A 25,724-nucleotide genomic window follows, 5' to 3' on the forward strand; every position below is an offset into this window, starting at 1 on the left:
GTGCAGGTCAGCGGGTCTGTCGGTGGGCGCTGCTTGAGTGAGGGTATGGAGTTCTCAACGGTGGGCGAGCGGGGCGGCGCGGGTGCGTGGTCTCCCACCGCGGATGCGCCGGTGGTCGTCGACGAGGACTGGGGCGAGGCGTTGGACGAGCTCGACGCCTTGGGTCTCGCGGACTATCAGGCACTCATGGACGAGGTCTCGACCGTGCTCGGGGAGATGCACGGGCGAGACGCGCGGGGGCTGCCGTCCGAGGAGCTGGAGGCCGGCCTGGAGGGCGCCGCCCTCTCCCTGGGCCGCGCGGCCCTCGGGCGCGACGAGGTCGTGACGGTGCAGGACGACGAGCTGACCGGCGCGCTCGAAGCGGTCGGCCGGCTCCAGACCCGGCTCGGGGCCATCGGCTTCCGGCTCGCCCAGCAGGCGGCGGCCCGGGGCCTGCACCAGGAGTCCGGGATGACGCTGGTGGACTGGCTGCGGGTGCGCTGCCCGTGGCTGAGCAGCCGGGACGCCGCGCAGGTGGTGTCGGTGGTCACGGCGTCGGAGGCATCCGTTGGAGCGCAGATCGGGGAGGCCGTCGCCGGCGGCGACGTGCCGCTGCACCGGGCTGCGATGGTGGCGCGGACGATGGGACGCCTCGGGGAGTCACTGGACCCGGACCAGGAGGAGTCCTACACCCGGATCGCGACGGAGGCGGCCGGCCGTCCCGAGGTGTCGGACAAGGACCTGTCGGTCGTCTGTCACCGGCTGCTGGAGGACCTGCTCCACGAGAAGGCGCCGGGTGAGCGGGAGCGCGCGGCCATCGCCCTGCGCGGTGTCTCGTCCCGGACGATCGCCCCCGGGCTCACCCGCTTCACCATCGACGCCCCTGACGGCGCGGCCGCCACGATCAGCGGTGTGCTCACCTCCCAGCTGGCGGCACCCGCGCCCGACGAGACGACCCAGGAGCCGGACCCGCGGACGGCGACACAGCGTCGCTTCGACGCACTGATGGCGGTGATCAACCGGGGCACGACTCATCCGGGCGCCCCGCCGTCGACCGCGCGGGCGACGGTCATCCTCACCATCCCCTTCGACCCCGAGCGAGGCCTGCCCTCCGGACCGGCCACGACCGGTGGCGGGGGCTACGTGGCACCCCGACAGGCCTCGGAGCTGGCGTGCTCCGCGGACGTCACTCCCGTGTGGATGGCGGCCGACGGTGAACCGCTCGCCCTCGGCCGCACGGCACGCTACGCCTCACCGGCCCAGTGGAAGGCGCTGGTGGCGCGGGACCGCGGCTGCAGCTATCCCGGCTGCAGCGCCCTCCCGCAGTGGTGCGACAGCCACCACGTCGACTGGTGGAGCCGCGGTGGTCGCACCGACGTCGACCGGATGGCGCTGCTGTGTGGCCGGCACCACACGATCGTGCACCAGCACGAGCTGGGTGCCTCCATCCGCGGTGGCACCGTGACCTGGCACGTCTGAGGACCCCGCCCCGGAGCCGGCCCGCCTTGGTCCGGCTCCGAGTCGTGCCTGCGGGCCGAAGCAGTGGTGCAGGCATACTCCATGGGCGGGTGATGTTGAGCGGGTATGCCCACCTCTCGCATCCCGTTGTCCGTGCTTGACCTCGTGCCCCGCTCGCAGGGTATGACGGCCGCCACCGCCATCCAGGAGTCCGTCACGCTCGCCCGTGAGGTCGACGAGCTCGGCTACCGCCGGTTCTGGATGGCCGAGCACCACGGGTCCGAGGCCTTCATGTCCTCGGCCACCGCCCTGCTGCTCGGTCACGTGGCCCACGCGACCGACCGCATCCGGCTGGGGTCGGGCGGGGTGATGCTGCCCAACCACTCGCCGCTCATGGTGGCCGAGTACTACGGGACGCTCGCCACCATCCACGGGGACCGTTTCGACCTGGGCTTGGGGCGGGCGCCGGGCACGGATCCCATGACGGCGGCTGCGCTGTCGCGCTCGAGCGGCCACCTGCCGGACTTCGCCTCCGAGGTGGCGGACCTGCAGGGCTACCTGGGAGCCCCTCGGTCCGGCGCGAGGGTGCGCGCGCTTCCCGGCGAGGGCACCGAGGTGCCGCTCTGGATGCTCGGCTCCTCGACCGGCGGCGCCCAGGTGGCCGCCGCCCTCGGACTGCCCTTCTCCTTCGCGTCCCATTTCGCCCCCGACCAGCTGCGGGAGGCCCTGATGATCTACCGGGACCGGTTCCGCGCCGACGCCGCCACCGCGCAGGTCGACCGCCCCACCACCATGGCCGGTGTCAACGTGCTGGTGGCTCCGACCCAGGAGGAGGCCGACTACCTCTTCACGACGGCGCAGCTCATGGCCATCCGCATCCGCTCCGGCCAGCCGGCGCCGCTCGACCCGCCGGTCGACAGCCTCGCCTCCGTCGTACCGACCGAGCTGCTCCCCCTGGCCGACGCCCACCAGTCCGTGAAGATGGTCGGCACACCGGACACCGTCGTCGAGCAGCTCGAGGGCTTCGCCACGGCCCACGAGCTCGATGAACTCATCGTCACCACCTACACCTACGACCCGCAGATGCGCCGGCGCAGCTACCGCATGCTGGCGGACGCCTGGGGTATGCCCTCCGCCTCCCCGGTCGAGATCGCTTCCTGAGCTCTCCGGCACGGAACGTCGCGGACGCTCCTTGTCCCGGTGTCCATCCCTCGGTCTGACGCGACCGGGCTGCCGGTGGCAGCCTGGGACCCATGGCACCGAGCACACCCTCGACGACTGACGACGCCTTCCCGGACCTGTCCGGCACGGAAGGCTGGCGTGTCCTCGGCGGGCGCGCCACCGCCTGGTTCGCGGCCGGGTCGCACTCGGACGCAGCGCTGCTGTCGCGCGCGGTGAGCGAGCTCTGTGGCGGTGCCGGGCTCGCGCTGCCGGACCTGGACCTGCGTTCCACCGGTGTCCGGGTGCGCCTCGGCAGCGACGCCACGGTGAGCGCTGCGGTCGCCGACCTCGCGAGCGCCATCTCGGACGCCGCCCGGCGGCTCGGTCTGGAGCCACGACCCGGCGTCCTCCAGGAGCTGGGCCTGAGGATCGACACCCGGCAGGTCGAGACCGTGACGGCGTTCTGGGAGTCCGCGCTGGGGTATCAGCGGCAGGCCCAGCACGGCCTCGCCGACCCGCTGCGCCGACACCCCCCGCTGCGGTTCCAGCAGATGGACGCCCCACGCCCGCTGCGCAACCGGCTGCACCTCGACTCCGTGGCCGCCCAGCCGGTCGCGTCCGGCACGGTGGACTGTCTCGCCTCGGCAGGTGCCCTCGTGGCCCACCACGGCTACTACGCGACGGTCGCGGACGCCGAGGGCAACGAGGTCGACCTGCTGCCCCTGCCCGCTGATACCGATCGCTGGGACGTGCCGGACATCGATGACTGGCGACTGGTGTTCTCGGCCGTCGCCGTCTACCCGACCGCCACGATCGAGCAGGCGGATCGGCTCGTCACCGTCGCCGCCGAGATCGCCGACCGCGCTGGCATCTCGCTGCTGCTCGACGTGCGACGCGCAGCGCCGGGAGGGGACCCCGCCGGTCGCACCCCGCAGACGGTTGTGGTCCTCGACACGGGCAAGGACCGCTGGGAGATGGACGAGCGCTACCTCCCGCTCTGCCGGCGGGTCCAGCAGGAGGCCCGGTCGCTGGGGCTCACGGCTGCGCCCGAGCGGGCGCGGTTCGTCCAGGTCGGCATCGAGGCCGCCGACGTCCCCGCGACCCGTTCGTTCTGGCAGGCAGTCCTGGGCTACGAGGCCGACCCCCGCAGCGACGTCACCGACATCGTCGACCCGAACCGCCTCGGCCCCGTCCTCTTCTTCCAGCCCCTGGACCCCGACGACACGGCGCGTCGCACCCAGCGCAACCGTCTCCACCTCGAGGCCGCCGTCCCCCACGACGTGGCCGATGCCAAGGTGTCGACAGCACTGCGCGCCGGAGGCACCGTCGTGCGCGACGACAGCCCGACCCGGTGGACGCTGGCCGACCCCGAGGGCAACGAGATCGACGTCGTGGTGGACGCGGCGAGGGAGGAGGGCAGGGCCTGATCCGGGCACCGGCACAATGGTGCGGTGCCCACCCAGCTCGACGCCTCCCGCAGCCCGCGCACCCTGCTTCCGGCAGCGGGGGTGTCCGTCTCGGCACTGCTGCTCTTCGGGGTGCACCTCCCGTGGGCCGGCTACGCGCTGCTGGTCGCGAGCCTGGCCGCGGCCTTCGTCCTGCACCGCCCCCTCTTCCAGGACCTGCTGCTCATCGCGCTGGGCATCGGCATCGTCTCCACGACCTCGGTCGAGGCGGACATCAGCTGGGACATGTTCTTCCTCCTCGGCGCCGTCCTGACCGCCGCGGTCGCCGCGCCCGTGCTCGTCGACCGTCTCGTCTACCGCCGGCAGGCCATCACCTTCCCGTGGATCACCCGGCGCCGCTGGACCCGTCTGCAGTGGGCCTACGTCGTCGCCGTCCCCGTGCTCGGCTACCTCATCCTGCCGGCCTACTTCATCCACTCGGGCAGCTACCAGAACTGGCCGCCGATCCAGACCCCCAGCGAGTTCGGCCGCTTCTTCGTCGGGGTCAACGCCGTCGGCCTCTGGGACGAGCTGTTCTTCATCTGCATCTGCTTCGCGCTGCTGCGTCGACACTTCCCGCTGTGGACGGCCAACATCCTGCAGGCCACGATCTTCGTGTCGTTCCTGTGGGAGCTCGGCTACCGCTCCTGGGGTCCCCTGCTGACGATCCCGTTCGCGCTGCTGCAGGGCTACATCTTCACCCGCACCAAGTCGTTGACGTATGTCGTCATCATCCACCTGCTCTTCGACGCCGTGGTGTTCCTCGCGATCGTGCACGCGCACGACCGCAGCATCTTCCCGTTCTTCATCTACTGAGCCGCCCCTCAGCCGTCGATCGCCAGAGCGAACGGCAGGACCGCCTCCGCCCCCGCCCGGCGCAGCGCCCGCGCGGCCACCGTGATCGTCCACCGCGAGTCCACGACGTCGTCGACGAGGAGCACCGGCCCTCGGGCGTCCTGCAGCGCCCCGGCCAGCTCGGACCCGACGACCACCCGGTCCCACACGTTGGCGAGGCGGAAGGCGCTGTTGCCCCCGGGTTCGCCCACTGGGCCCCCGTGGGCCAGGTCGAGGGAGCCCAGCAGTGGGAGCCGCCCGATCTGGCTGATCTGCTCGGCCAGCGACCCCACGACCGCCGGCCGGCGGCGCGAGGGCATGGCCACCACGCCCACGGGTCGGCTGGTCCACCCCCAGCCCGCGAGCACCTGCACGACCGCCCGGACGACGTCGTCCGGCACCGGCTGCACGGGGGCCATCTCCTGATCGGGGTCGTCGGGGTCGGCGACCCTCGACGTCCCCGCGTCGAGCACGCCGCGCAGCCGCTGACCCCATCCGAGGTCGGAGAGCCGGGCCAGCGCCCGACCCGGACCCGCCTGCTCCTCCGGGGTGATCTTGCCCTTGACGTCGACGCCGAGCCGGGGCATACCCGTCGGCCACTGTCCCCGCGGCTCGACGAGCACCCCGACGGCCCCCAGCCGTTCGCGAGCAGCCCCGACGGCGTCCGTCGGCACCTCCGTCGGGAACCACGCCCCGGCGCACCGGTCGCAGCGCCCGCAGGGCTCGGCGCTGGGGTCGTCGAGGCACTCCTGCAGGAACTCCATCCGGCACCGCTCGCCCTGCTGGTAGGCGACCATCAGCTCGGCCTCACGCACCCGCGCCTCGGCCACCCGGGTGTAGCGCTCCCGGTCGTAGACCCAGGGCTCCCCGGTCGCCGCCCAGCCCCCGCGGACCTTCTCCACGGCCCCGTCGACGTCCAAGACCTTGAGCAGCAGCTCCAGACGGGTGCGGCGCACGTCCACGATCGTCTCCAGCGCCGGCGTCGACAACGGCCGGTCGCTGTCTGCCAACGCGGCCAGCACGGCGTCGGCCTGGTCCTGGCGAGGCATCGACACGGTTGCGAAGTAGTTCCAGATGTCGCGGTCCTCGGACCCCGGGAGGAGCAGCACGTCGGCGCGCTCCGTGGCACGGCCGGCGCGGCCGACCTGCTGGTAGTAGGCCACCGGCGAGCTGGGTGCCCCGAGGTGCACGACGAAGCCGAGGTCGGGCTTGTCGAACCCCATCCCCAGGGCGCTCGTCGCGACGAGGGCCTTGACCCGGTTGTCCCGCAGGGCACCCTCCAGCCGCTCGCGGTCCTCGGTGTCGGTGCGCCCGGTGTAGGCCGCCACCTCGTGCCCGGCGGCGGCGAGCGCCTCGGCGACGTCCTCGGCGGCGGACACGGTGAGGCAGTAGATGATGCCGCTCCCGGGCAGGCTCTCCAGATGCGCCAGCAGCCACCCCAGCCGCTGCTCGGGGGTGAGCCTCGGCAACACCCCCAGGCGCAGGGAGGACCGGGCCAGCGGCCCGCGGATGGTGCGCACCTCGCGCCCGCCCACCCCCAGCTGCTCGACGACGTCCTCGACCACCCGCTCGTTGGCCGTCGCGGTGGTCGCCAGGACCGGGGTCCCCGTGGCCAACGCGTCCAGCAGCGTCCGGATCCGGCGGTAGTCGGGCCGGAAGTCGTGACCCCAGTCGCTGATGCAGTGGGCCTCGTCGACGACGAGCAGCCCGCACCGCGCGGCGAGGTCGGGCAGCTGCTCCTCCCGGAAACGCGGGTTGTTGAGCCGCTCCGGGCTCACCAGCAGCACGTCCACCTCGTCTGCGGCGAGCGCCGCCCGCACCTCGTCCCACTCGGTGGCGTTGGCCGAGTTCATCGTCACGGCGCGCACCCCGGCCCGCGCCGCGGCGGCGATCTGGTCACGCATCAGCGCCAACAGCGGGGACACGATGACGGTCGGCCCGGACCCCTCGGCCCGCCGCAGCGCCGTCGCCACGAAGTACACCGCCGACTTGCCCCACCCCGTGCGCTGCACCACCAGCACCCTCGCCCGCTCGCGCACCAGCGCCTCGACAGCCTCCAGCTGCCCGTCCCGGAACTGCGCGTCGTCCCGGCCCACGAGCCGCCGCAGAGCCTCCTGCACCGCCGTCACCAGCTCCTGCCCGCTCACCTGCTGCATACCCCGACCGTAGCCGCCACCACCCCCACACCCACGACCCGCCGAGCCGCGCACGCACCCCGACCGCAGCGCGGCCACCCCGCACGCCACCAGATCTTGAGCACCCCGCAGGAGCACCGACCTCCACTAGTGTGTGCTGCGTGAACTGGGACCCGGTAACCGCTGTCCTTTTCGACCTCGACGGGGTCCTGACCCCGACCGCGGACGTCCACATGCGAGCGTGGGAGACGATGTTCACCCGACTCCTGGACCAGCAGCCCATCCCTCAGGAGCCCTACACCGACCAGGACTACTTCGCCTACATCGACGGCAAGCCACGCTACGACGGCGTGCAGTCCTTCCTCGACGCCCGCGGCATCGACCTCCCCTACGGCCAGCCCTCGGACCCGCCCGAGCTGGCGAGCGTCTGCGGCCTGGGCAACCGCAAGAACGAGATCTTCAACGAGGTGCTCGCCGAGAGGGGCATCCGCGCCTACCCGGGGTCGCTGCGCCTGCTGGACGCCCTGGAGAAGCGCGGCATCGCGATGGCCGTCGTCTCCTCCTCCAAGAACGCGCCCTCGGTGCTCGCGGCGGCGGGCATCGCCGACCGCTTCCCGGTCGTCGTCGACGGCTCGGTCGCCAGTCGTGAGCAGCTCCCCGGCAAGCCCCACCCCGACACCTTCCTGTATGCCGCGTCCGAGCTCGGCCACGAGCCCGCCACGTGCGTGGTGGTCGAGGACGCCGTGTCCGGGGTGCAGGCCGGAGCGGCCGGCGGGTTCGCCCGGGTGATCGGGGTCGACCGGGGTGCCGGTCGCTCGGTGCTGCGCGACGCCGGCGCGGACGAGGTCGTGTCCGACCTCGCCGACCTCGTCTGACCAGCCGCCCGCACGTCCGAGAGGAGACGCCCGATGGCGACCATGTCGCACCACCGTCCGCCGGCCCCCGTCGACCCGCTCGACCGCACCCGCTTCCCCGCCGACCCGTGGCAGCTGCGGGAGACGGCCTACGAGGACGGGGACCTGGGGGTCACCGAGACCCTCTTCGCCACCTCCAACGGCTACCTCGGCCTGCGCGGCAACGTCGAGGAGGGCCGGGACACCTACGCCCACGGCACCTTCGTCAACGGCTTCCACGAGACCTGGCCGATCCGGCACGCCGAGGAGGCCTTCGGCCTGGCCCGGGTCGGCCAGACGATCGTCAACGTGCCGGACCCCAAGACGATCAAGCTCTACGTCGACGACGAGCCGCTGCTGATCTCCACCGCCGACCTGGACCACTACGAGCGCACCCTCGACTTCCGCGCGGGCCTGCTGCGCCGCTGCGTCATCTGGCGCACGAGCGCCGGGAAGCGGGTCAAGATCACCTCCACGCGGATGACCGGTGTCGTGGAGCGCCACCTCGCCGTCATGACCTTCGAGGTCGAGATGCTCGACGGGCATGCGGCGCTCGACATCTCCAGCCAGATCCTCAACCGCCAGGACGGCTCGGACGAGTACCACGTCACGAGCGCGGCCATGGGGGAGGGTGTGGACCCCCGTCAGGCGGAGGCCTTCGAGCACCGGGTGCTCGACCCGGTCCTCGCCGAGGTGCATGACCGCCGCCTCCTGCTGGGCTACCGCTGCCACAACTCGGGGATGACGATCGCCACCCTGGCGCAGCACGTCGTCGAGACCGACAACACCTGGACGGAGAAGCTCAGCGTCACCGACGACCTCGCCAAGCATGTCGTCCGGGTGGAGGCTCGGGAGGGCCGGCCGGTGCGGATCGAGAAGCTGGTGAGTGTGCACACCTCCCGAGGGGTGCCGCCGCAGGAGCTGGCCGACCGCTGCTCGAGGACCCTCGACCGTGCCGTCGACCGGGGGGTGGCCGTGCTGCAGCAGGAGCAGGCGCGGGTCTGGTCCCGGTTCTGGGAGGAGTCCGACATCGAGCTGCCCGACCAGCCCGCACTGCAGCAGGCCGTCCGGTGGAACCTCTTCCAGCTCGGCCAGGCCTCGATCCGCGCCGGGTCGCACGGCATCCCCGCCAAGGGGCTCACCGGCTCCGGCTACGGCGGGCACTACTTCTGGGACACCGAGTGCTACGTCCTGCCCTTCCTCGTCTACACCCACCCCCAGGCGGCCCGCAACGCCCTGCGCTTCCGGCACGGCATGCTCGAGGCCGCCCGGCGGCGGGCCGCGGAGATGGCCCAGTACGGCGCGCTCTTCCCCTGGCGCACCATCAACGGGGAGGAGGCGTCGGCCTACTTCGCCGCCGGGACGGCGCAGTACCACATCAACGCCGACGTGGCCTATGCGCTGATGAAGTACGCGCGGGCCACCGGCGACGACCAGTTCCTCCTCGACCAGGGTGTCGACATGCTCGTCGAGACCGCGCGCCTGTGGGCGGACCTGGGCTTCTGGCAGTCCAACGGCACCCCGCAGTTCCACATCCACGCGGTGACGGGCCCGGACGAGTACACGACGATCGTCAACGACAACCTGTTCACCAACGTCATGGCGCAGCTCAACCTGCGGGCCGCGGTCGAGGCGGTCCGCCGCCTCCGGGTCGCCGACCCCGCCCAGTTCGCCCGAGCCGTCGCCCGGCTGGATCTGGGGGAGCACGAGGTCGACTCGTGGCAGCGGGCGGCGGACGGCATGCACATCCCCTTCGACGAGGCGACCGGCGTCCACCCCCAGGACAGCCACTTCCTCGAGCGCGAGGTGTGGGACCTCGACGCGACCCCCGCGGACAAGCGGCCGCTGCTGCTGAACTACCACCCGCTGGTGATCTACCGCTACCAGGTGCTCAAGCAGGCCGACGTCGTCCTCGCGCTCTACCTCGCCGGGGACGCCTTCACCGCCGAGGAGAAGCTCACCGACTTCGCCTACTACGACCCGATCACCACCGGTGACTCGACGCTCTCCGCCGTCGTGCAGTCCATCGTCGCGGCGGAGGTCGGCTACCACGACCTTGCGCTCCGCTACTTCTACGCCGCCCTGTTCGTCGATCTGGACGACCGCCACGGGAACGCCAGCGACGGGGTGCACGTCGCCTCCACCGGCGGTGTCTGGAGCGCGCTGGTCGCCGGGTTCGGGGGGATGCGCGACCATGGCGGCGTCCTGTCGCTGGACCCGCGGCTGCCGACCAGCTGGCCCGGCCTGACGTGGCGTATGCGGTGGCACGGCTCGCGGCTGCGGGTCGCCGTCGAGCAGGACCAGGTCCGTCTGGCGGTCGAGGTCGGCGGGCCGGTCACGCTCCAGGTCCGCGGGGAGGAGGTGGAGGTGGGCGACCAGGAGCTCACCGTCACGCTCGACGGCCACGGGTCGCGCCGGGACGGCGCACCCACCTCGGAGGCGGTGTCCAGCGGCAGCATCCCGACCGATCGGCGCAGGGGTATGCCGGGACGCCCCAGCGGCGTCGTCCCGCACAGCTGGCCCGAGGAGCAGTGGGAGTCCACCGGCGCGGTGCCACGGGCGCGAGCCCGGTCAGAAGCCGAGCCGCCTCGCCGCACCGCGCAGTGAGTCGGCGCCGGCACGCAGCCCGCTGAGCTCGTCCTCGGACAGGGTCGGAGCGAGCGGACGCTCTGCGCCCCCGGCACCCACGACGGTCGGGATCGACAGGCACACGTCGTTTAGCCCGAGCGTGCCGGTGAGCAGGGTCGAGACCGGCAGGACCTGCCGTTCGTCGCGCAGCACCGACTCGATGATGCGGCTGGCGGAGGCACCGATCGCGTAGTTGGTCGCCCCCTTACCGGCGATGATCTCGTAGGCCGCATGCACCACATCGTGGGCCATCTGCTCGCGCTGCTCGTCGGTGGTCAGCTCGGTGATGGGCACCGCGCCGACCGTCGCGCTGCTCCACAGGGGGATCTCGGAGTCCCCGTGCTCGCCGACGATGTAGGCGTGGACGCTCTGGACCGCGACCCCGCAGGCCTGCGCCACCAGACCCCGCAACCGGGCGGAGTCCAGGACCGTGCCCGAGCCGAACAGTCGCGCAGGCGGGAGGTCGGTGACCTTCTGCGCCACATACGTGATGACGTCCACGGGGTTGGTCACCATCAGGTAGGTCGCCGCCGGCGCCACCTGCACGAGCCGCGGCATGAGGTCGACCATGAGCCGGGTCGTCGAGGCCGCGAGATCCAGGCGGCTCTGACCCGCCTGCTGCTTGGCCCCTGCCGTGACGGCCACGACATCGGCGTCCGCGCACACGTCGATGTCGTCGGAGCCGTCGACGTGCGCGGCCGGCATGAACTGCAGTCCCTGACGCAGGTCGAGGGTCTCGGCCCTGACCTTCCCGGCGTCGATGTCGTGCAGGACGACGTGCCGGGCCACGCCCCGCAGCAGCAGCGCGTAGGCGAGAGTGGTGCCCACCGACCCCGCTCCGACGATGGCCACCTTGGGTCCCGAGATGCTGTCCGTCACCTGCTCATCATGGCAGTCCCTCGGGGCGACCCCCGAGGCGAGGGATTGGCCCTCCCGCCCGGCGTGTGGTCGACTGGACGGCATGAGCGAGCCCACAGATCTCCCCTTCCAGGACGACGAGCACCGCCCGGAGTCCATCTACGAGGGTGAGCGTCCGGGCGAGAACGGCGCGGAACGCCGCACCGGGGCCGACGCGGGCGAGGACGATGACCGCCGGCAGGACGTCGACCGCTCACTGACCCCCGGCACCACGCGGCTGGGCCGGCTGGGCGAGCCGGAGGAGACGGAGACGGACGTGCTCGCGGCGCGGGTGACCGGCCCGGAGGACCACGACGGCATGACCCAGCTGTGGCGCGCCACGATGGGCCTGGGTCACTGGTGGTTCGTCGCGGTGGGCGAGACGGGCGCCGAGTCCCCTGCGGCCGCCCAGATCGACGGGCAGATGATGCTGCTGACCTTCACCAGCGCCGAGCGAGCCCGCCACTTCGCGGTGCAGAACGAGATGGTCGGCCCGGACGAGGACCTACGGGCGATCGCCCTCACGCCGCGCGAGCTCGTCGACTCCTCCTCGACCTACGCGGACGCCGGCATCGCCGGTCTGATGTTCGACCCCCACCTGTCGGGCTACTTCATCCCCACCGACCAGCTCCCCGTGGTGTGGGACGCCGTGAACGCCGCCGACGCCCCCGACGACCAGGCCCCCTGATCCGGCCCGTCGACCCTGGTCACCGCCCAGGCGGTGAGCACCGGTCAGCGGCCGGGGATCACCAGCTCCTGGCCGGCGGCGATCGAGGTGGTGCTCAGGCTGTTGGCACGCTGGATGGCTGTCACAGCCCGGCTCAACGGGAGCTCGGGCAGCTGCTCGCTGGCGATCTGGCTCAACGTCTCCCCCCGCTCGACGGTCACGGAGGTGCTGGCACCGGCCGGGCCGAGCAGACCGACCATCGACCAGATGACCGCAGCCAGGACCAAGCCGGTGGTGGCCGTGACGGCGAGCCGACCCCGGCGGGTCAGGTGCAGCCGGCCTGCGCGCAGACGCCGACGCACCGCCCTGGACGGGCGGCGGTCGTCCTCACCGACCAGCCGCAGGTGCGTCGGCCGGCGGGGTGCCACGTCGGCGACGGGGCGAGGCCCGGGCAGCGGGCTCAGGATGTCGTGTGCGATGGCGGTGCTCATGATGTTCACCTTCCTCGGGGCGGTGCCAGGCGGACAGGTGTCCGATAGCACGTCTGTCCTATTGATAGCACACCTGTCGGACGACGTCGACACGCCGACCGAACACATGTTTGTCTGCGGCTCCTGGCGGGCGTAGGCTGATCTCATGTCAGGAACTCAAGCACCCACCACTGACATACCCTCTGACCAGCGACGATGCTCGCGGCCGATGTGCTGCGACGGTCGGTAGGGTGGGCCCGGACGAGGGGATGGAGAGCATGGCCACGATTCACGAGATGCCGGACCGCGACGGCGGCGCCGAGCTGACCAACCGTCAGCGACGCGTCCTCGACGTCATCCGCGACGCGGTGGACCAGCGTGGGTACCCGCCGAGTCTGCGCGAGATCGGCGACGCCGTGGGCCTGACCTCACCGAGCTCCGTGGCCCACCAGCTCAAGACCCTGGAGCGCAAGGGGTTCCTGCGCCGGGACCCGCACCGGCCGCGGGCCATCGAGGTGGTCACCCCCGGTCAGGAGGGCTCCGGCTACCGCCGCAGCGAGCAGGACGCCGTGCTCGGCCCGGTCTCCAGCGAGACGATCGACGAGACCGGGATCAACGACGCCCGCCCCCAGCCCTCCTACGTCCCCATGGTCGGGCGCATCGCGGCCGGTGGCCCGATCCTGGCCGAGGAGGCGGTCGAGGACGTCTTCCCGCTGCCCCGCCAGATCGTCGGCGACGGCGAGCTGTTCCTGCTCAAGGTGGTGGGTGACTCGATGATCGACGCCGCCATCTGCGACGGTGACTGGGTCGTGGTCCGTCGCCAGCCGACCGCGGTCAACGGCGAGATCGTCGCCGCCATGCTGGACAACGAGGCGACCGTCAAGACCTACCGCCACCGCGACGGGAAGACCTGGCTCATCCCCCACAACCCCGCCTACGAGCCGATCGACGGCGACCACGCTGTCGTCCTCGGCAAGGTGACGGCGGTCCTGCGCCGGGTCTGACCCGGCTCCCCCAGACCGCGGCGCCGCCCCCCGTCCCCTCCATCCTCGTCGGGGGGTGGTGCCGCACCCTCACCCCGACGGGGCCGGGCCCTCGTCGATGGAGTAGTAGTCGTAGAGCGCTTCCTCCTCGTCCTCGGTCAGGTGCCCGTCACAGGGGATGTCCGGGGCGTCCTTGATCATCTCGACGGGGTAGGGCACCTCGATGTGCCCGTCCCTGATGACGGCGTTCGACACGGGGCAGAAGATCTTTCGCCCTCCGAACCACCCTGTCCGCACCGACACCCACGCCGGTTCGCCGGTCCCGTTGTCCAGGTAGACCTGGTCGAGCCCACCCACCTTGTGGCCGTCCTGGTCGACGACCTCCGCGTCATACATCTCACCCAGCTGCTCGTAGGTGACCACTGGCGACCTCCTCGTCGCGGCCCGGTTGGCCGACGGCCCCAGCCTAGCCACCGAGGTCGGCGACGAGCCCGGGCAGCACGTCCCCCACCAGCGCGTCGAGCCGGAGGGTGGTCTCGGTGTCGCCTCGCGTGGAGCCCCGGGTCACGACCGCGACGGGTATGCCGTCGCGCGCGGCCCGGCGCACGAACCGGTAGCCGCTCATCACCTGCAGCGAGGAGCCGAGCACCAGGAGCGCGCTCGCACCCTCGACCAGGCTGAACGCCCGCTCGACGACGTCCTTGGCGACGGAGCCGCCGAAGAAGACCACGTCCGGCTTGAGCCGGTCCCCTCCGCACACGAGGCAGCGCGGCGTGCGGAAGCCGGTGACGAGAGCCTCAGGCAGGGCGACGTCGCCGTCCGGCCGCACCGGTGTGGGGGCGTCGAGACCGGTCAGGAAGTCGGGGTTGGCGTCGGCCAGCCACTGCTGCACCAGCTCGCGCGAGGTCTGCTCGCCGCAGTCGAGGCAGGTGACCGCCGCCAGGGTGCCGTGCAGCTCCAGCACCCGTCGGCTACCGGCCCGCTGGTGCAGGCCGTCGACGTTCTGGGTGATGACGTGCCGCAGGAGCCCCAGGCGCTCCAGGTCGGCGACCGCGCGGTGGGCGGCGTTCGGCTCGGCCGCTGCGAACCTCCCCCACCCGGCGAAGGCGCGCGCCCAGTACCGCTGCCGGCCCTCGGCGGAGCTGACGAACTCGCCGTGCTGCATGGGCTGAACCCGCCGTGTCCCGTCGGGGCCGCGGTAGTCCGGTATCCCGCTGGCTGTCGACATCCCCGCCCCGGTGAGGACGACGACGTCCCCGTCGGCGAGCAGCTCCCGCAGCTCTCCGAGCGCGAACGGGTCGACCGGCGTGGGGGGTGGCAGCGTCAGGGCCAGGTCGAGCGGACCCACGACGCTCACGGCGACCCGGCGCACGCCGTGGCGCGCCCGGACGCGGGCGCGGGGCGGCCGCGGGCGGCGACGGGGGCGGGACGCGACGACATGGTAGGACCATCCTGCCAGCCGGGCGCCCGGACGGCTCGCGGAGCCTACCGACGACCGAGGGCCGTGACCCGCCCGGAGCCCCGGAGCGCCGTCACCACCTCCGTCGGTCCGGCGACCTGCGGGTGCGGGGGACGCGACGGCGCGTCCAGCAGCACCGACCCGGGGCTGTGGCGCCGCACGGAGGCGTCGGCGACGAGGTAGCCGTGCCGCTCGAGCACCATCTGCTCCCCGGCGCTGAAGGCGTCGAGGTCGGTCCGCACCTGATGGATCGCGCCGAGGGCCTCGGGCGCGCGTCCCTGCGGCATCCTCGTCCCCAGGGCACGCCCGGTCGGTCCCGCCAGGTCGCCCGGGGACTCCAGGGACCAGGTGGCCCCTGCCAGCGTGCCCCGCGCGAAGCCGGCGTGCAGCCACCGTAGGCGCGCGGTCTGTCCGCCGCTGGAGGCGATGGACAGCAGACGCCACAGGCGGGAGAGCAACGAACCCGGAGGGCGGCCACGGAAGACCGCGCCCCCGTCGCTGACCAGGACGGTGTCGTGGTCGGACCAGACCGGCTCGAGGGCGAGGTTGTCGTAGACCCCGCCGTCGACCAGCTGGATCCGCCTCCGGATCGCCGCCCGGACGTCCTCGGGCTCGTCCGGGTCCGGCGCACCGCCCACGAGGCCCAGCTCGTCGCCGTTCAGCTCCAGCGGCGCGAAGAACGGTGGGTAGGCGCAGGAGGCCGCGACCGCGTCGACGATGCGCAGCCCCGGTGGCGGGGCGCAGTGGCCGAGCCGGTGGTCACCCATGCGTCCTCGTGGCCCGGCCGAGAAGGGGTCGGCGAAGACCCAGGAGACGCCGTAGCCGATCTCGGTGGCGCCGGTGAGCACGACGGGACCACGGGTGCGGGCGTGCTCGCGGAGGTCCGTGCCCCACCACGGGACCGCCTGCTCCAGCCCCTCGGCCAGCACCCCGACGCTCGCGTCCGGTCGACCCCAGCCACGGGGCCGCATCCGGGACAGCAGCGCGGGGGTGCGCAGGTTGCGCCGGGTGAGGTCGAGCAGCGGGGCGGCGACCAGCTCCTCCAGGCCCCCCACGCGGCCGGGTCCTTTGAGGGGGTCGGGCCACTCCAGGTCGGGGTGCGTGAGCAGGTTGGCGAGCACGGCCCCTCCGGACACCGCGCTGATGGTGCGCAACGACCCCAGGACGCCGAGCTCGTCGAGGCGTCGGACGGCGCCGAGGTGGAACAGCGACGCCCGGAAGCCCCCGCCGGACAGACACAGGGCGCTCCCGTGCCGGGGTCGGAGGGCGGAAGGGCCGTGGTGCGCGGTGGCCCGGGCGGCCTCCAGCTGGGCCAGGGTCGGGTCACCGGGTGGGGGCGGCGGAAGCACGTGGTGGTGCGCGGCAGGCACGTCCCCAGCACAGCGGCAGAGGATGACGGGAGCGTGAACGTCACCCGTGGTGTCGGCGTCGCTCGGGTGAGCAGCGCTGGGCCGACTACGATGCAGGCATGTTCGACGCCGCAGGGCTGCGCGTGATGCGCGCCATCGCCGAGGAGGGGTCCTTCACCGCGGCCGCGACCTCCCTCGGCTACACCCAGCCGGCGGTGTCACAGATGGTCCGCCGGCTCGAGCAGCGGGCGGGCACGGCTCTGGTGGAGCGGATCGGGCGCAGCGTGCGGCTCACCGAGGCCGGCCGTCTCCTGGCCCGGCGTGCCGCCGAGATCCTGGACCGCATCGACGAGGCCGAGGCCGAGGTCGTGGCCATCGCCGGCCTCAAGGCCGGACGCGTCCGGCTCATGGCCTTCCCGTCCTCGTCCGCGACCCTCGTGCCACGGGCGCTGGCCCGGTTGCGCACCAGCCACCCCGCGGTGACGGTGCAGTTCAGCGAGGCCGAACCGCCGGAGTCCCTCGCGGCCGTCCGGGCCGGGGCGGTGGACCTCGCGGTGGCCTTCGCCTACGAGGGCACGGACGCCGGCCGCGGCGAGGACGACCTGACCGGGCTGGTGGTCATGGACGTCCTCGACGACCCGGTCATGCTGGTGCTCCCCCAGGACCACGAGCTCGCCGATCAGGACGAGGTGGACCTCGCCGACCTCTCCGCCGAGCGGTGGATCGCCGGGTGCCCGCGGTGCCGCGGCCACCTGCTCACCCTGGCCGACGGCGCCGGGTTCAGCCCGGACGTGACCTTCGAGACCGAGGACTACGTCGCGGTCCTGGGGCTGGTCGCGGCCGGGCTCGGGGTCGCGCTCGTCCCCCAGCTCATCCTCAGCACCGTCTCCCACCCCGACGTGGTCGTCCGGCCCGTCTCGCCGCCGTCGCGGCGCACCGTCCAGGTCGTGACGACCCCGGACCTGCAACGCGTGCCGGCCGTCGCGGCCACGCTGGAGGCCCTGTGCCACAGCGCGCGGGAGCTGGGCGGGTCCCCGTGCGCGCACGTGGCCCCCACCCCCTGACACCTCTGGGAAGTCAGCGCGAGCGACGTCGAGATCGGCTCCGCCGTCACCGGCCCTGGGCTCATCCTGCCTCGCGGGCGTGCGGGACGAGCCGTCCTCGGGCGTCGCGGACGACGGCGATGTCGCCGTGCAGGTCCGTCCTCAGCACGACGGCCCCGACCTCGGAGAGCAGGCTCAGCGCGCTCGGGGCGGGGTGCCCGAAGTCGTTGTCCTCGCCCACGCCGATGAGCGCGATCTCCGGGCGCGCCCGGCGCACCAGCCGTTCGTCCTGCGCGGCCGAGCCGTGGTGGGCCACCTTGAGCACGTCGTAGTCGCGACCCTCCGTCACCCGAGCGACCAGCCGGGCACTCTCCGGCTCCAGGTCACCGGTCATGAGCACCCGCGTCCCGGAGACCTCGACGTCGAGCACGATGCTGGCGTTGTTGGCCGCCGACCCTCCTGCGGGCGGCCGTGGCGTGGGCCAGAGCACGGTGACGGCGGTGTCGCCCCACGTCCACCGGTCCCCCGGACGCGCCTGCCGCAGGGGTATGCCGGCCGCGCTCACCTCCGCCACGACGGACGCCGCCGCACCGGCGGGCTCCTGGACCGGCGTGACCAGCACCTCACCCACCTCGGCCGCACCGAGCACCGCCGGCAGACCGCCGACATGGTCGCTGTGGAAGTGCGTCAGCACGAGCAGATCGACCCGGCGCACGCCCAGTGACCGCAGGCACTCCGCCATCTCCCTCGGGTCGGGGCCGGTGTCGACCACGACGGCTCCGCCGGCGCCGCTGGGGACCACGAAGGCGTCCCCCTGCCCGACGTCGCAACCTGCGACGACCCAGCCGGGAGGTGGCCACCCGTGAAGACCGGGCACCGGAAACACCCACCCCAGCACCGCGCAGCCCGCGGCGACGGCCACCCAGGGACGACGACTCAGCAGGTGCGACCACCAGCGCCAGGTGAGCAGGAGGACCAGCGTCACCGCGGCCAGCGCCCAGGCCCCCACCGCGCCGTCCCACCACTCCAGCGTGCCGCCGGGGAGGCGCGAGCACACCCGGGCGATCCGGGCGATGACCCAGGCGGGCGCCGCCGCGAGCCAGGCCACCGCCGCCGCCAGCCGCACGGAGAGCGGCGCCAGCAGGGCGGCGACGACGCCGAGGATCGTGGTCGGCGGCACCAGCGGCGCCGCCAGGAGGTTCGCCAGCACGCCCACCGTGGTGACCGTGCCCTGCAGCAGCACGATGACCGGGGCACAGATCACCTGCGCCGCGAGCGGCACGGCGGTCGCCCGCGCCGGCAACGCTGCCCAGGGCGGCAACCGCGCAGCCATCGCGAGCCCCCACGGGCGCGCCCACAGGACCAGGCCGAGCGTCGCGAGCGTGGACAGGGCGAACCCGTAGGAGCGGGCCAGCCAGGGGTCGAGGCACAGCAGGCCGATGACGGCCGCACCCAGGGTCGGCAGGCTCGCCCGTCGCCGGCCACGTGTGAGGGCCATCAGCCCGACCGCGCCCATGACCCCGGCCCGCAGGACCGAGGGCTCCGGACGGCAGAGCAGGATGAACCCGAGCAGCGCGACGAGCACCACCGGCAACCGCCACCGGCGCGGCAGACCCAGCCTGGCGGCGAGCAGCGCGACCCCACCCGCCACGATCGCGACGTTGCTGCCGCTGACCGCCGACAGGTGCGTCATCCCGGTGTCGCGCATGGCCTGCGTGAGGTCCGGGGGCGTCAGCGAGGTGTCGCCGATCACCAGACCGGGCACGAGACCCCGCGCGTCCGCCGGCAGCGGGTCCACGGCCCGGCGGAACCGGTCCCGGACGTGGTCGACGCCCCGCAGCAGTGCCGTCGGCCGGTCCACGGTCGTGGGCGGTCCGCGAGGCACGAGGACCGCGACGGCCCGGTCGCCGGGTTCCGCGGGGGACCACCGGCCGACCGCCTCCACCCTGCTCCGCCAGGCGGCCTCCTCCCAGCCCTGACCGGCGTGGGCGATGACCAGCGAGGGGGTCTGCGGCCGGGCCGTCTGCCCGCGGGCCGAGGCCCGGACGACGCGGGCCTCGAGGATGACGAGGGGGTCCCGCTCGTCCGCGCGTGCCAGCACCCGGGGCTCGGTGGTCACCACCAGCTCGACGCGGGTCACGGCCCGCTCCTGCGCCCAGCCGGCGACCGGACCGGCACGGGCGACGGCGAGGTGCAGCGCGGTGGCGCCGCACACCAGGCCCACCGCCGCCGCCGCGAGCGCGAGCACCGGCACCAGCGGACGGCCCCGCCGTCCGGACCGCTCGGCCCGGCGAGCCCACCACGTCGTGCGCCCACCTCGGCGGCCCTCCGGCGGGCCACCGAGCGCGCCGTGGAAGGGACCGGGGGCCAGGACCAGGAGAGCCACCGCCAGGGCGAGCGCGCCGCTGGCGACCACCGCCGGTAACCAGCCGGGGCCGGGCAGCACCCCCACCAGCACCGCCCAGGCCGTGACGGCCGGCAGGAGGAGCCGCGCGTCGTGGGGCTCCTCCCTCTCCGCACCGGCCGTCTGTGCCGTCGCTGCCGGGGCCGCCGTCTCGGGGCCCCCGGTCTCTGCGCCCGCCGGGGTCACCGGGGTCACCGGGGACCCCGGGCGGCTCACGGTCCGACCGTGACCAGGGGCGCCAGCTGCTCCAGGGTCCGGTCGCCGATGCCGCTCACCTCCAGCAGCTCCTCGACGGCGGTGAACCCCGCGTGCTCCTCCCGCCAGGCCAGGATGCGTCCGGCGGTGACCGGGCCGATGCCGGGGAGCTCCTCGAGCTCGGCCTGGGTGGCCCGGTTGAGGTCGACCGGCGCCGTGACGGCCTCGGTGCCGGTCGCCCCGACCCCGGCACCCGCGCCCGTCGTCGGGCCCCCACGTCCTGCGCCGGCGAGCCACCCCGGAGGGGGTTCTTCGCCGGGCGCGCCCACCCACACCTGCTCGCCGTCGACCACGACCCGGGCCATGTTGACCGAGCCCGGGTCGGCGCCCGGGGTGAGGCCGCCCGCCGCGTCGACGGCATCGACGACCCTCGCCCCCGGCAGCAGCTCGACGACTCCCGGGGCGGCGACGTGTCCGACCACGTGAACCAGGACGGGCCGGTCCGGGGTGGGCGCCGCGGAGCTCCCGGGCCCGGCCGCCGGCTCACCGGCACCCGACTCACCGTCGCCTGGCTCACCATCACCTGGCTCACCATCACCTGGCTCCCCGACCCCCGCCTGCGGACCGGGGTCGCTGCCCGCCCCGGCGGCGGACGTCGCCGACGGTTCACCACCTCCGACGAACCCCGACGGCGCAGGCCCCGCCTGCTCCTGCCCGGGGGCCTCCGGGAGCGCCGTGGCCTGCTGAGCGACCCACCACCACCGCCCCCCGAGCACCGCGAGCACGACCACGGCGACGAGCAGCAGACCGCCCACGGACCGGGTGCCCACCCCGATGCTGGCGCTGCGCCCCGCTCCAGGCACCGGCACGAGCCGCACCTCGCCTCCGTGCGCCCCGGGCCCAGGGTGCCCGCCCTCCTCCACGTGCTCGCCGACCACGGCACCCCTCCCGAGCTCGTCGTCCCCTCCGCTCTCCGGCTCGTCGGGATCCTCCTCCCCCTGCCACTGCTCGCCGTGGTCGCCGCGGTCGGCGTCCACCGACGCACGCCGCCTGCGGTGCCTGCCCTGGTGCAGGGCCTCCATGTCCCCCGAGTCCATGGTCGGCACGCTAGGAGCACCGCACCCCGCGCGGGAGGGGGGTGGGCCGATCTGTGGACGGGCCAGCCACGCCGCGGAGGGTGTGGACGGCGCGAGGGCCCCGGTCCGACCTGGCGCCCGAGCCCCGAGGGCGCCCGCGGTCGGCCCGTGGCGGCCGGCGGGGCTCAGCCGGCGTCGGCCACCACGACCCCGAGGGTGCCCGGGCCGGTGTGCACCCCCAGGCTGGGGTCCAGGGGCAGCACGAGCGGGTCCAGACCCAGCCGCTCCCCCAGCCGGCCCGCCAGCCCGGCGGCGGCCTCCTGCGCGTCCAGCTCGTGCACGGCCAGCCGCGGCCGCCCGCCCCCGGCGCGCATCCGCTCGACCGCGTCGGCCACCAGCGTCTCCAGCCGGGCGAGCGCCTTGCCACGGGTCCGCACCCGCTCGGCGAGCACCACCTCTCCGTCGGCCACGGTCAGCAGCGGCTTGATGGCCAGCGCCGACCCGAGCACGGCCTGCGACCGGCCGAGCCGGCCTCCGCGGCGCAGGTGCTCGAGGGTGTCGACGTAGAACCAGGCACGCGCTCCTGCCAGCCGCCGGTGCACCAGGGCTTCGACCTCCGCCAGGCTCCCGCCGTCCGCCGCCAGCGCGGCGGCGTCCTGGGCGGCCCAGCCCAGCGTCATACCGACCGTGCGGGAGTCGAGCACCCGCACGTCGACCTCGTCGGCGACCTCCGCCGCGGCGAGCCGGGCCGCCTCGACCGTCCCGCTGACCCCGCCCGACAGGTGCACGGACACGACGGACCGGCAGCCGGTGCGACCCACCAGCTCGCGGTATGCCTCGACGAACTCCCCGGGCGAGACCCGGCTGGTGGAGACGCTGACCCGGTGCGTGGCCGGCCGCAGCGCCTCCACCACCTCCGCGTGCCCGACCTCGCGCGTGTCACCGCGGCGCCCGGCGACCATGACGTGCAACGGGACCACCGACAGCGCCCGCCCGGCCCCGGGGGGCAGGCAGCTGGCGCTGTCGGTGACGAGGGCGACGTCCATGGCGGGCGGCCGGCTCAGACGACGATGTTGACTAGGCTCGGGGCCCGCACGATGACCTTGCGCACGGGTGCGCCGTCGAGGAAGCGCTGCACCTTCTCGCTGCCCAGCGCCAACGCCTCGAGGTCGGCCTCGGAGATGTCGGCCGCGACGTCGAGCCGGTCGCGCACCTTGCCCCTGACCTGCACCACCGCCGTCACCGAGTCCTCCACGAGCAGGGCCGGGTCGGCCTGCGGGAACGGCGCGTACGTCAGGTCGTCGTGCCCGAGCCGCTCCCACAGCTCCGCGGCCAGGTGCGGGGCGACCGGGGCCACCATCTGCACCAGCGGCTCCACCGCTGCCCGCGGCACGGCGTCGAGCTTGGTCAGCAGGTTGTTGAGCTCGATCATCCGCGCGATCGCGGTGTTGGTGCGCAGCGCCGCGTAGTCCGAGCCGACCGCGTCGATCGTCCGGTGCAGGGCCTTGGCCAGGTCCGGGCTCAGCGCCTCGTCGGTCACCGTCACCTCGCCGGTGTCCTCGTCGACCACGTTGCGCCACAGGCGCTGCAGGAAGCGCTGGCTGCCGACGACGGCCCGGGTCTCCCAGGGTCGGTACTGCTCCAGCGGCCCCATGCTCATCTCGTAGACCCGGAAGGTGTCGGCGCCGAACTGCTCGACCATCTCGTCGGGGGTGACGACGTTCTTGAGCGACTTGCCCATCTTGCCGTACTCCTGGGTGACCGGCTGGCCCTGCCAGGTGAACGTCGAGGGCCCGCCGTCGGAGGAGGTGTGCTCCTCGACCTCCGCCGCGGGCACGGGGAAGCCGCGGGCGTCGCGGTAGACGTAGGCCTCGATCATGCCCTGGTTGATGAGGCGCCGGAACGGCTCCTCGCTGCTCACGTGGCCCAGGTCGAAGAGGACCTTGTGCCAGAACCGGGCGTAGAGCAGGTGCAGCACCGCGTGCTCCACCCCGCCGACGTACAGGTCGACCCCGCCCGGGTCGGCGGCACCCTCGGGCGCCCCGGGGACGGTCTCCTCGCGGGGGCCGATCCAGTAGCCCTCCACCGCCGGGTCGACCGGCGCGGCGGCGTTCTCCGGGTCCAGGTAGCGCAGGTAGTACCAGCACGACCCGGCCCAGTTCGGCATGGTGTTGGTCTCCCGGCGCACCGGCACCGGGCCCCGCCCGTCGCCGAGGTCCATGGTCGTGTGCACCCAGTCGGTCGCGCGCGCCAGCGGCGCCTCCGGCTCGGAGTCGGCGTCGTCGGCCTCGAAGGTGCGCGGGGCGTAGTCGGGGACGTCCGGCAGGGTCACCGGCAGCTGGTCGTCGGGCACCGCGTGCGCGACGCCGTCCTCGTCCCAGACCACCGGGAACGGCTCGCCCCAGTAGCGCTGCCGGCTGAACAGCCAGTCCCGCAGCCGGTAGGTCACGGTCGCGCGACCGCGGCCGGTCTGCTCCAGCCAGGCGACGATGCGCTCCTTGGCGTCCTCGACCCCCAGGCCGTCCAGGCTGACCTCGTCGTTGGCCGAGTTGATCGCCGGGCCGTCCCCGGTGAAGGCCTGGTCCTCCGGGTGGTCCGGCGTCGGCTGGACAGTGCGCACCACCGGCAGGTCGTAGGCCAGCGCGAAGTCCCAGTCCCGCTCGTCCTGACCGGGCACCGCCATGATCGCGCCGGTCCCGTAGCCCATGAGCACGTAGTCGGCGACGAAGACCGGCACCTGCGCCCCGGTGACGGGGTTGGTCGCCCAGGCGCCGCTGAAGACGCCGGACTTCGCCTTGCCCTCGGTCTGCCGCTCGACGTCGCTCTTGGCCGCGGCCTGCCGCTGGTATGCCGTGACCGCCGCGAGCGGGCTCGGCGCGCCGCCGGTCCACGCGTCCTTGGTGCCGGTGGGCCAGGTCTCGGGCACGATCTGCCCGACCAGCGGGTGCTCGGGCGCCACCACCATGAAGGTGGCCCCGAAGAGGGTGTCGGGCCGGGTGGTGAAGACCTCAAGGGACGCCTCGGCACCGCTCGTGGTCGGGACGGGGAAGGCGACCTGCGCACCGGTCGAGCGACCGATCCAGTTGCGCTGCATGAGCCGCACCCGCTCCGGCCAGTCCAGCCGGTCCAGGTCGTCGGTGAGGCGGTCGGCATATGCGGTGATCCGCATCATCCACTGCGACAGGTTGCGCTTGAAGACCGGGAAGTCGCCGCGCTCGGACCGGCCGTCGGCGGTGACCTCCTCGTTGGCCAGCACCGTGCCCAGACCGGGGCACCAGTTCACCGGCGCCGCCGAGACGTAGGCCAGCCGGTAGCCGTCCAGCACCCGGGCCTGCTCGGCGGTCGAGAGCTCCCCCCACGGACGACCGCCCGGGACCTCGCGACGCCCGTCGGAGAACTGCTCGACGAGCTCGCCGATCGGCCGGGCCCGGCCCGGCGCGGTCTGTCCCGACCCCGGTCGGGGGTCCGCCTCCGGGTCGTACCACGCGTCGTGGATCTGCTGGAAGATCCACTGCGTCCAACGCACGTAGTCCGGGTCGATGGTGGCGAAGGTGCGTCGCGGCTCGTGCGAGAGCCCGATCATCCGCATCTGCCGCCGGTAGGTCGACATCGCCTCCTCGGTCGTCACCCGGGGGTGCTGGCCGGTCTGCACGGCGTAGTGCTCCGCGGGCAGCCCGAAGGCGTCGAACCCCATGGCGTAGAGCACGTTGGCGCCAGTCATGCGCAGGAAGCGCGCGTGGACGTCGGTGGCGACGTAACCCAGCGGGTGCCCGACGTGCATCCCGGCGCCCGAGGGGTAGGGGAACATGTCCATGACCACCCGGTGCTCACGCCCGTCGGCGAGCCGCGGGTCCTGCGGCGTCGCCCAGGGGCCGGCCGGGTTGGCGGAGGCGAAGGTGTCCTCCCGCTCCCACCGGTCCTGCCATCGCCGTTCGATGCGGCCGGCCAGCTCGGCGGTGTAGCGGTGCTGGGGGGTGCGCTCGCTCATCGTGTGCTCTCGTCTCGTTCTCGCTACGTGGTCGTCGTCGTCGTGCCCGGTGCAGACGAAAGCCCCTCACGCAGGAGGGGCTGGCCGCGCTCGCAGGTAGGTCGTCTGCTCAGCGCGGCCCGGTAAGGAGGAGCTCGCAGCGGGTCGCCATGGTGCCGTCATGGTAGCGCAGCGGGCGCCCACCCCGTGGGGGTGGACGCCCGGTGCCCGTGCTCGGGGCGAGCTGGGCTCAGCCCCCGAGCGCGTTGAAGCGCTTGGCCATGGCCGACTTCTTGTTGGCGGCCTGGTTCTGGTGGATGACGCCCTTGGTGACCGCCTTGTCCAGCTTGCGGGAGGCGGCGTGCAGCGCGTCCGAGGCCCTGCTGGTGTCACCGCTGTCGGCGGCCTCGCGGAACTTGCGCATGAAGGTGCGCAGCTCGGACTTGTGGGCGCGGTTGCGCTCCGTGCGGGCCGCGTTCGTCTTGACGCGCTTGATCTGGCTCTTGATGTTTGCCACTGAGAACTTCCTGGTCAGTCGTTGGTCAGATGTCGTGAGGGCGACGCCCGCGCGGGGCGAACTGGCGTGGGGATACCTGGCGATGCCCGGTGCGCGGGATGGTGCTGGTGGTCCTGCGAGCGCGCACGACCGAGCGCGCACGCAACAGCCAAGGCTAGCAGCGC

20 protein-coding genes are annotated in these 25,724 nt (G+C 73.5%); 9 read left to right on the forward strand and 11 right to left on the reverse strand.

What is annotated here, in order from left to right:
• Positions 1-45: 45 nt before the first annotated feature.
• The 4 genes from Q0795_RS01500 (at position 46) to Q0795_RS01515 (ending at position 4,859) form a co-directional block, all read left to right on the forward strand.
• On the forward strand, positions 46-1,458 hold the full coding sequence (locus Q0795_RS01500) for an HNH endonuclease signature motif containing protein (RefSeq protein ID WP_298885639.1): 1,413 nt from the start codon (positions 46-48) through the stop codon (positions 1,456-1,458).
• A 105-nt stretch (positions 1,459-1,563) separates the two neighbouring features.
• Positions 1,564-2,598 carry an LLM class flavin-dependent oxidoreductase gene (locus Q0795_RS01505; protein WP_298885641.1) on the forward strand — a complete coding sequence of 345 codons (1,035 nt, stop codon included), beginning with the start codon at positions 1,564-1,566 and terminating at the stop codon, positions 2,596-2,598.
• A gap of 92 nt (positions 2,599-2,690) precedes the next feature.
• Positions 2,691-4,025 (forward strand): VOC family protein, encoded by a 1,335-nt coding sequence (locus tag Q0795_RS01510; protein WP_298885643.1) that lies wholly within the window; start codon positions 2,691-2,693, stop codon positions 4,023-4,025.
• A gap of 24 nt (positions 4,026-4,049) precedes the next feature.
• Positions 4,050-4,859, forward strand: coding sequence for a CPBP family intramembrane glutamic endopeptidase (locus Q0795_RS01515; protein WP_298885645.1), 810 nt, complete (start codon positions 4,050-4,052; stop codon positions 4,857-4,859).
• 8 nt (positions 4,860-4,867) lie between these two features.
• Here the strand turns inward: Q0795_RS01515 and Q0795_RS01520 are convergent, their stop codons facing one another.
• Entirely contained in the window at positions 4,868-7,033 is a 2,166-nt protein-coding gene (locus Q0795_RS01520; protein ID WP_298885647.1) for an ATP-dependent DNA helicase RecQ, read from the reverse strand.
• A gap of 140 nt (positions 7,034-7,173) precedes the next feature.
• Between Q0795_RS01520 and Q0795_RS01525 the strand changes: the two genes are divergently transcribed.
• Together Q0795_RS01525 and Q0795_RS01530 are read left to right on the forward strand one after the other, a co-directional pair.
• Positions 7,174-7,887, forward strand: coding sequence for an HAD family phosphatase (locus Q0795_RS01525; protein ID WP_298885649.1), 714 nt, complete (start codon positions 7,174-7,176; stop codon positions 7,885-7,887).
• A 33-nt stretch (positions 7,888-7,920) separates the two neighbouring features.
• The gene (locus Q0795_RS01530; RefSeq protein WP_298885651.1) at positions 7,921-10,512 is read left to right on the forward strand and encodes a glycosyl hydrolase family 65 protein; all 2,592 of its coding nucleotides are present in this window, start codon (positions 7,921-7,923) and stop codon (positions 10,510-10,512) included.
• On the opposite strand, the gene Q0795_RS01535 is transcribed toward Q0795_RS01530, so the two are convergent.
• The gene (locus Q0795_RS01535) at positions 10,477-11,412 is read right to left on the reverse strand and encodes an L-lactate dehydrogenase (protein ID WP_298885653.1); all 936 of its coding nucleotides are present in this window, start codon (positions 11,410-11,412) and stop codon (positions 10,477-10,479) included. The genes Q0795_RS01530 and Q0795_RS01535 overlap by 36 nt on opposite strands.
• Before the next feature lie 82 nt (positions 11,413-11,494).
• Between Q0795_RS01535 and Q0795_RS01540 the strand changes: the two genes are divergently transcribed.
• Positions 11,495-12,118 (forward strand): hypothetical protein, encoded by a 624-nt coding sequence (locus Q0795_RS01540; RefSeq protein WP_298885655.1) that lies wholly within the window; start codon positions 11,495-11,497, stop codon positions 12,116-12,118.
• 44 nt (positions 12,119-12,162) lie between these two features.
• On the opposite strand, the gene Q0795_RS01545 is transcribed toward Q0795_RS01540, so the two are convergent.
• The gene (locus Q0795_RS01545) at positions 12,163-12,588 is read right to left on the reverse strand and encodes a LysM peptidoglycan-binding domain-containing protein (RefSeq protein ID WP_298885657.1); all 426 of its coding nucleotides are present in this window, start codon (positions 12,586-12,588) and stop codon (positions 12,163-12,165) included.
• Between the two features lie 257 nt (positions 12,589-12,845).
• Here Q0795_RS01545 and lexA point away from each other — a divergent pair, with 257 nt between their 5' ends.
• Entirely contained in the window at positions 12,846-13,571 is a 726-nt protein-coding gene (gene lexA / locus Q0795_RS01550; protein ID WP_298885659.1) for a transcriptional repressor LexA, read from the forward strand.
• Between the two features lie 69 nt (positions 13,572-13,640).
• On the opposite strand, the gene Q0795_RS01555 is transcribed toward lexA, so the two are convergent.
• The 3 genes from Q0795_RS01555 to Q0795_RS01565 all read right to left on the reverse strand — a co-directional run bounded on the left by Q0795_RS01555 (position 13,641) and on the right by Q0795_RS01565 (position 16,379).
• On the reverse strand, positions 13,641-13,973 hold the full coding sequence (locus tag Q0795_RS01555; RefSeq protein ID WP_298885661.1) for a PRC-barrel domain-containing protein: 333 nt from the start codon (positions 13,971-13,973) through the stop codon (positions 13,641-13,643).
• A gap of 43 nt (positions 13,974-14,016) precedes the next feature.
• Positions 14,017-14,907, reverse strand: a complete 891-nt coding sequence (locus Q0795_RS01560) for an NAD-dependent protein deacetylase (protein ID WP_298885663.1) — start codon at positions 14,905-14,907, stop codon at positions 14,017-14,019.
• A 128-nt stretch (positions 14,908-15,035) separates the two neighbouring features.
• Positions 15,036-16,379 carry a patatin-like phospholipase family protein gene (locus Q0795_RS01565; RefSeq protein WP_298885665.1) on the reverse strand — a complete coding sequence of 448 codons (1,344 nt, stop codon included), beginning with the start codon at positions 16,377-16,379 and terminating at the stop codon, positions 15,036-15,038.
• Positions 16,380-16,477: 98 nt separating this feature from the next.
• Here Q0795_RS01565 and Q0795_RS01570 point away from each other — a divergent pair, with 98 nt between their 5' ends.
• A complete protein-coding gene (locus tag Q0795_RS01570; protein ID WP_298885667.1) occupies positions 16,478-17,422 on the forward strand; it encodes a LysR family transcriptional regulator in 945 nt (314 codons plus the stop codon).
• Positions 17,423-17,483: 61 nt separating this feature from the next.
• On the opposite strand, the gene Q0795_RS01575 is transcribed toward Q0795_RS01570, so the two are convergent.
• The 5 genes from Q0795_RS01575 to rpsT all read right to left on the reverse strand — a co-directional run bounded on the left by Q0795_RS01575 (position 17,484) and on the right by rpsT (position 25,560).
• Positions 17,484-20,021: a DNA internalization-related competence protein ComEC/Rec2 gene (locus Q0795_RS01575; protein WP_298885668.1), complete on the reverse strand. Its 2,538-nt coding sequence runs from the start codon at positions 20,019-20,021 to the stop codon at positions 17,484-17,486.
• Positions 20,018-21,097, reverse strand: a complete 1,080-nt coding sequence (locus Q0795_RS01580; protein WP_298885669.1) for a helix-hairpin-helix domain-containing protein — start codon at positions 21,095-21,097, stop codon at positions 20,018-20,020. Before Q0795_RS01580 ends, Q0795_RS01575 begins: the two co-directional genes overlap by 4 nt.
• A gap of 164 nt (positions 21,098-21,261) precedes the next feature.
• Complete coding sequence (locus tag Q0795_RS01585) at positions 21,262-22,122, reverse strand: DegV family protein (RefSeq protein ID WP_298885670.1); 861 nt, start codon at positions 22,120-22,122, stop codon at positions 21,262-21,264.
• 14 nt (positions 22,123-22,136) lie between these two features.
• Positions 22,137-25,064 carry a leucine--tRNA ligase gene (leuS, locus tag Q0795_RS01590; protein ID WP_298885671.1) on the reverse strand — a complete coding sequence of 976 codons (2,928 nt, stop codon included), beginning with the start codon at positions 25,062-25,064 and terminating at the stop codon, positions 22,137-22,139.
• 229 nt (positions 25,065-25,293) lie between these two features.
• Positions 25,294-25,560, reverse strand: a complete 267-nt coding sequence (gene rpsT, locus Q0795_RS01595) for a 30S ribosomal protein S20 (protein ID WP_298885672.1) — start codon at positions 25,558-25,560, stop codon at positions 25,294-25,296.
• Positions 25,561-25,724: the final 164 nt, after the last annotated feature.

The organism is uncultured Serinicoccus sp. (genome assembly GCF_947487915.1).
In the GTDB taxonomy this organism is placed as follows: Bacteria; Actinomycetota; Actinomycetes; order Actinomycetales; family Dermatophilaceae; genus Ornithinicoccus.

Coding starts and splice junctions, on each gene's coding strand:
- Q0795_RS01500 (WP_298885639.1), top strand. CDS start 46: ATGGAGTTCTCAACGGTGGGCGAGCGGGGCGGCGCGGGTGCGTGGTCT.
- Q0795_RS01505 (WP_298885641.1), top strand. CDS start 1,564: ATGCCCACCTCTCGCATCCCGTTGTCCGTGCTTGACCTCGTGCCCCGC.
- Q0795_RS01510 (WP_298885643.1), top strand. CDS start 2,691: ATGGCACCGAGCACACCCTCGACGACTGACGACGCCTTCCCGGACCTG.
- Q0795_RS01520 (WP_298885647.1), bottom strand. CDS start 7,033: ATGCAGCAGGTGAGCGGGCAGGAGCTGGTGACGGCGGTGCAGGAGGCT.
- Q0795_RS01530 (WP_298885651.1), top strand. CDS start 7,921: ATGGCGACCATGTCGCACCACCGTCCGCCGGCCCCCGTCGACCCGCTC.
- Q0795_RS01540 (WP_298885655.1), top strand. CDS start 11,495: ATGAGCGAGCCCACAGATCTCCCCTTCCAGGACGACGAGCACCGCCCG.
- Q0795_RS01545 (WP_298885657.1), bottom strand. CDS start 12,588: ATGAGCACCGCCATCGCACACGACATCCTGAGCCCGCTGCCCGGGCCT.
- lexA (WP_298885659.1), top strand. CDS start 12,846: ATGGCCACGATTCACGAGATGCCGGACCGCGACGGCGGCGCCGAGCTG.
- Q0795_RS01570 (WP_298885667.1), top strand. CDS start 16,478: ATGTTCGACGCCGCAGGGCTGCGCGTGATGCGCGCCATCGCCGAGGAG.
- Q0795_RS01580 (WP_298885669.1), bottom strand. CDS start 21,097: ATGGACTCGGGGGACATGGAGGCCCTGCACCAGGGCAGGCACCGCAGG.
- Q0795_RS01585 (WP_298885670.1), bottom strand. CDS start 22,122: ATGGACGTCGCCCTCGTCACCGACAGCGCCAGCTGCCTGCCCCCCGGG.
- leuS (WP_298885671.1), bottom strand. CDS start 25,064: ATGAGCGAGCGCACCCCCCAGCACCGCTACACCGCCGAGCTGGCCGGC.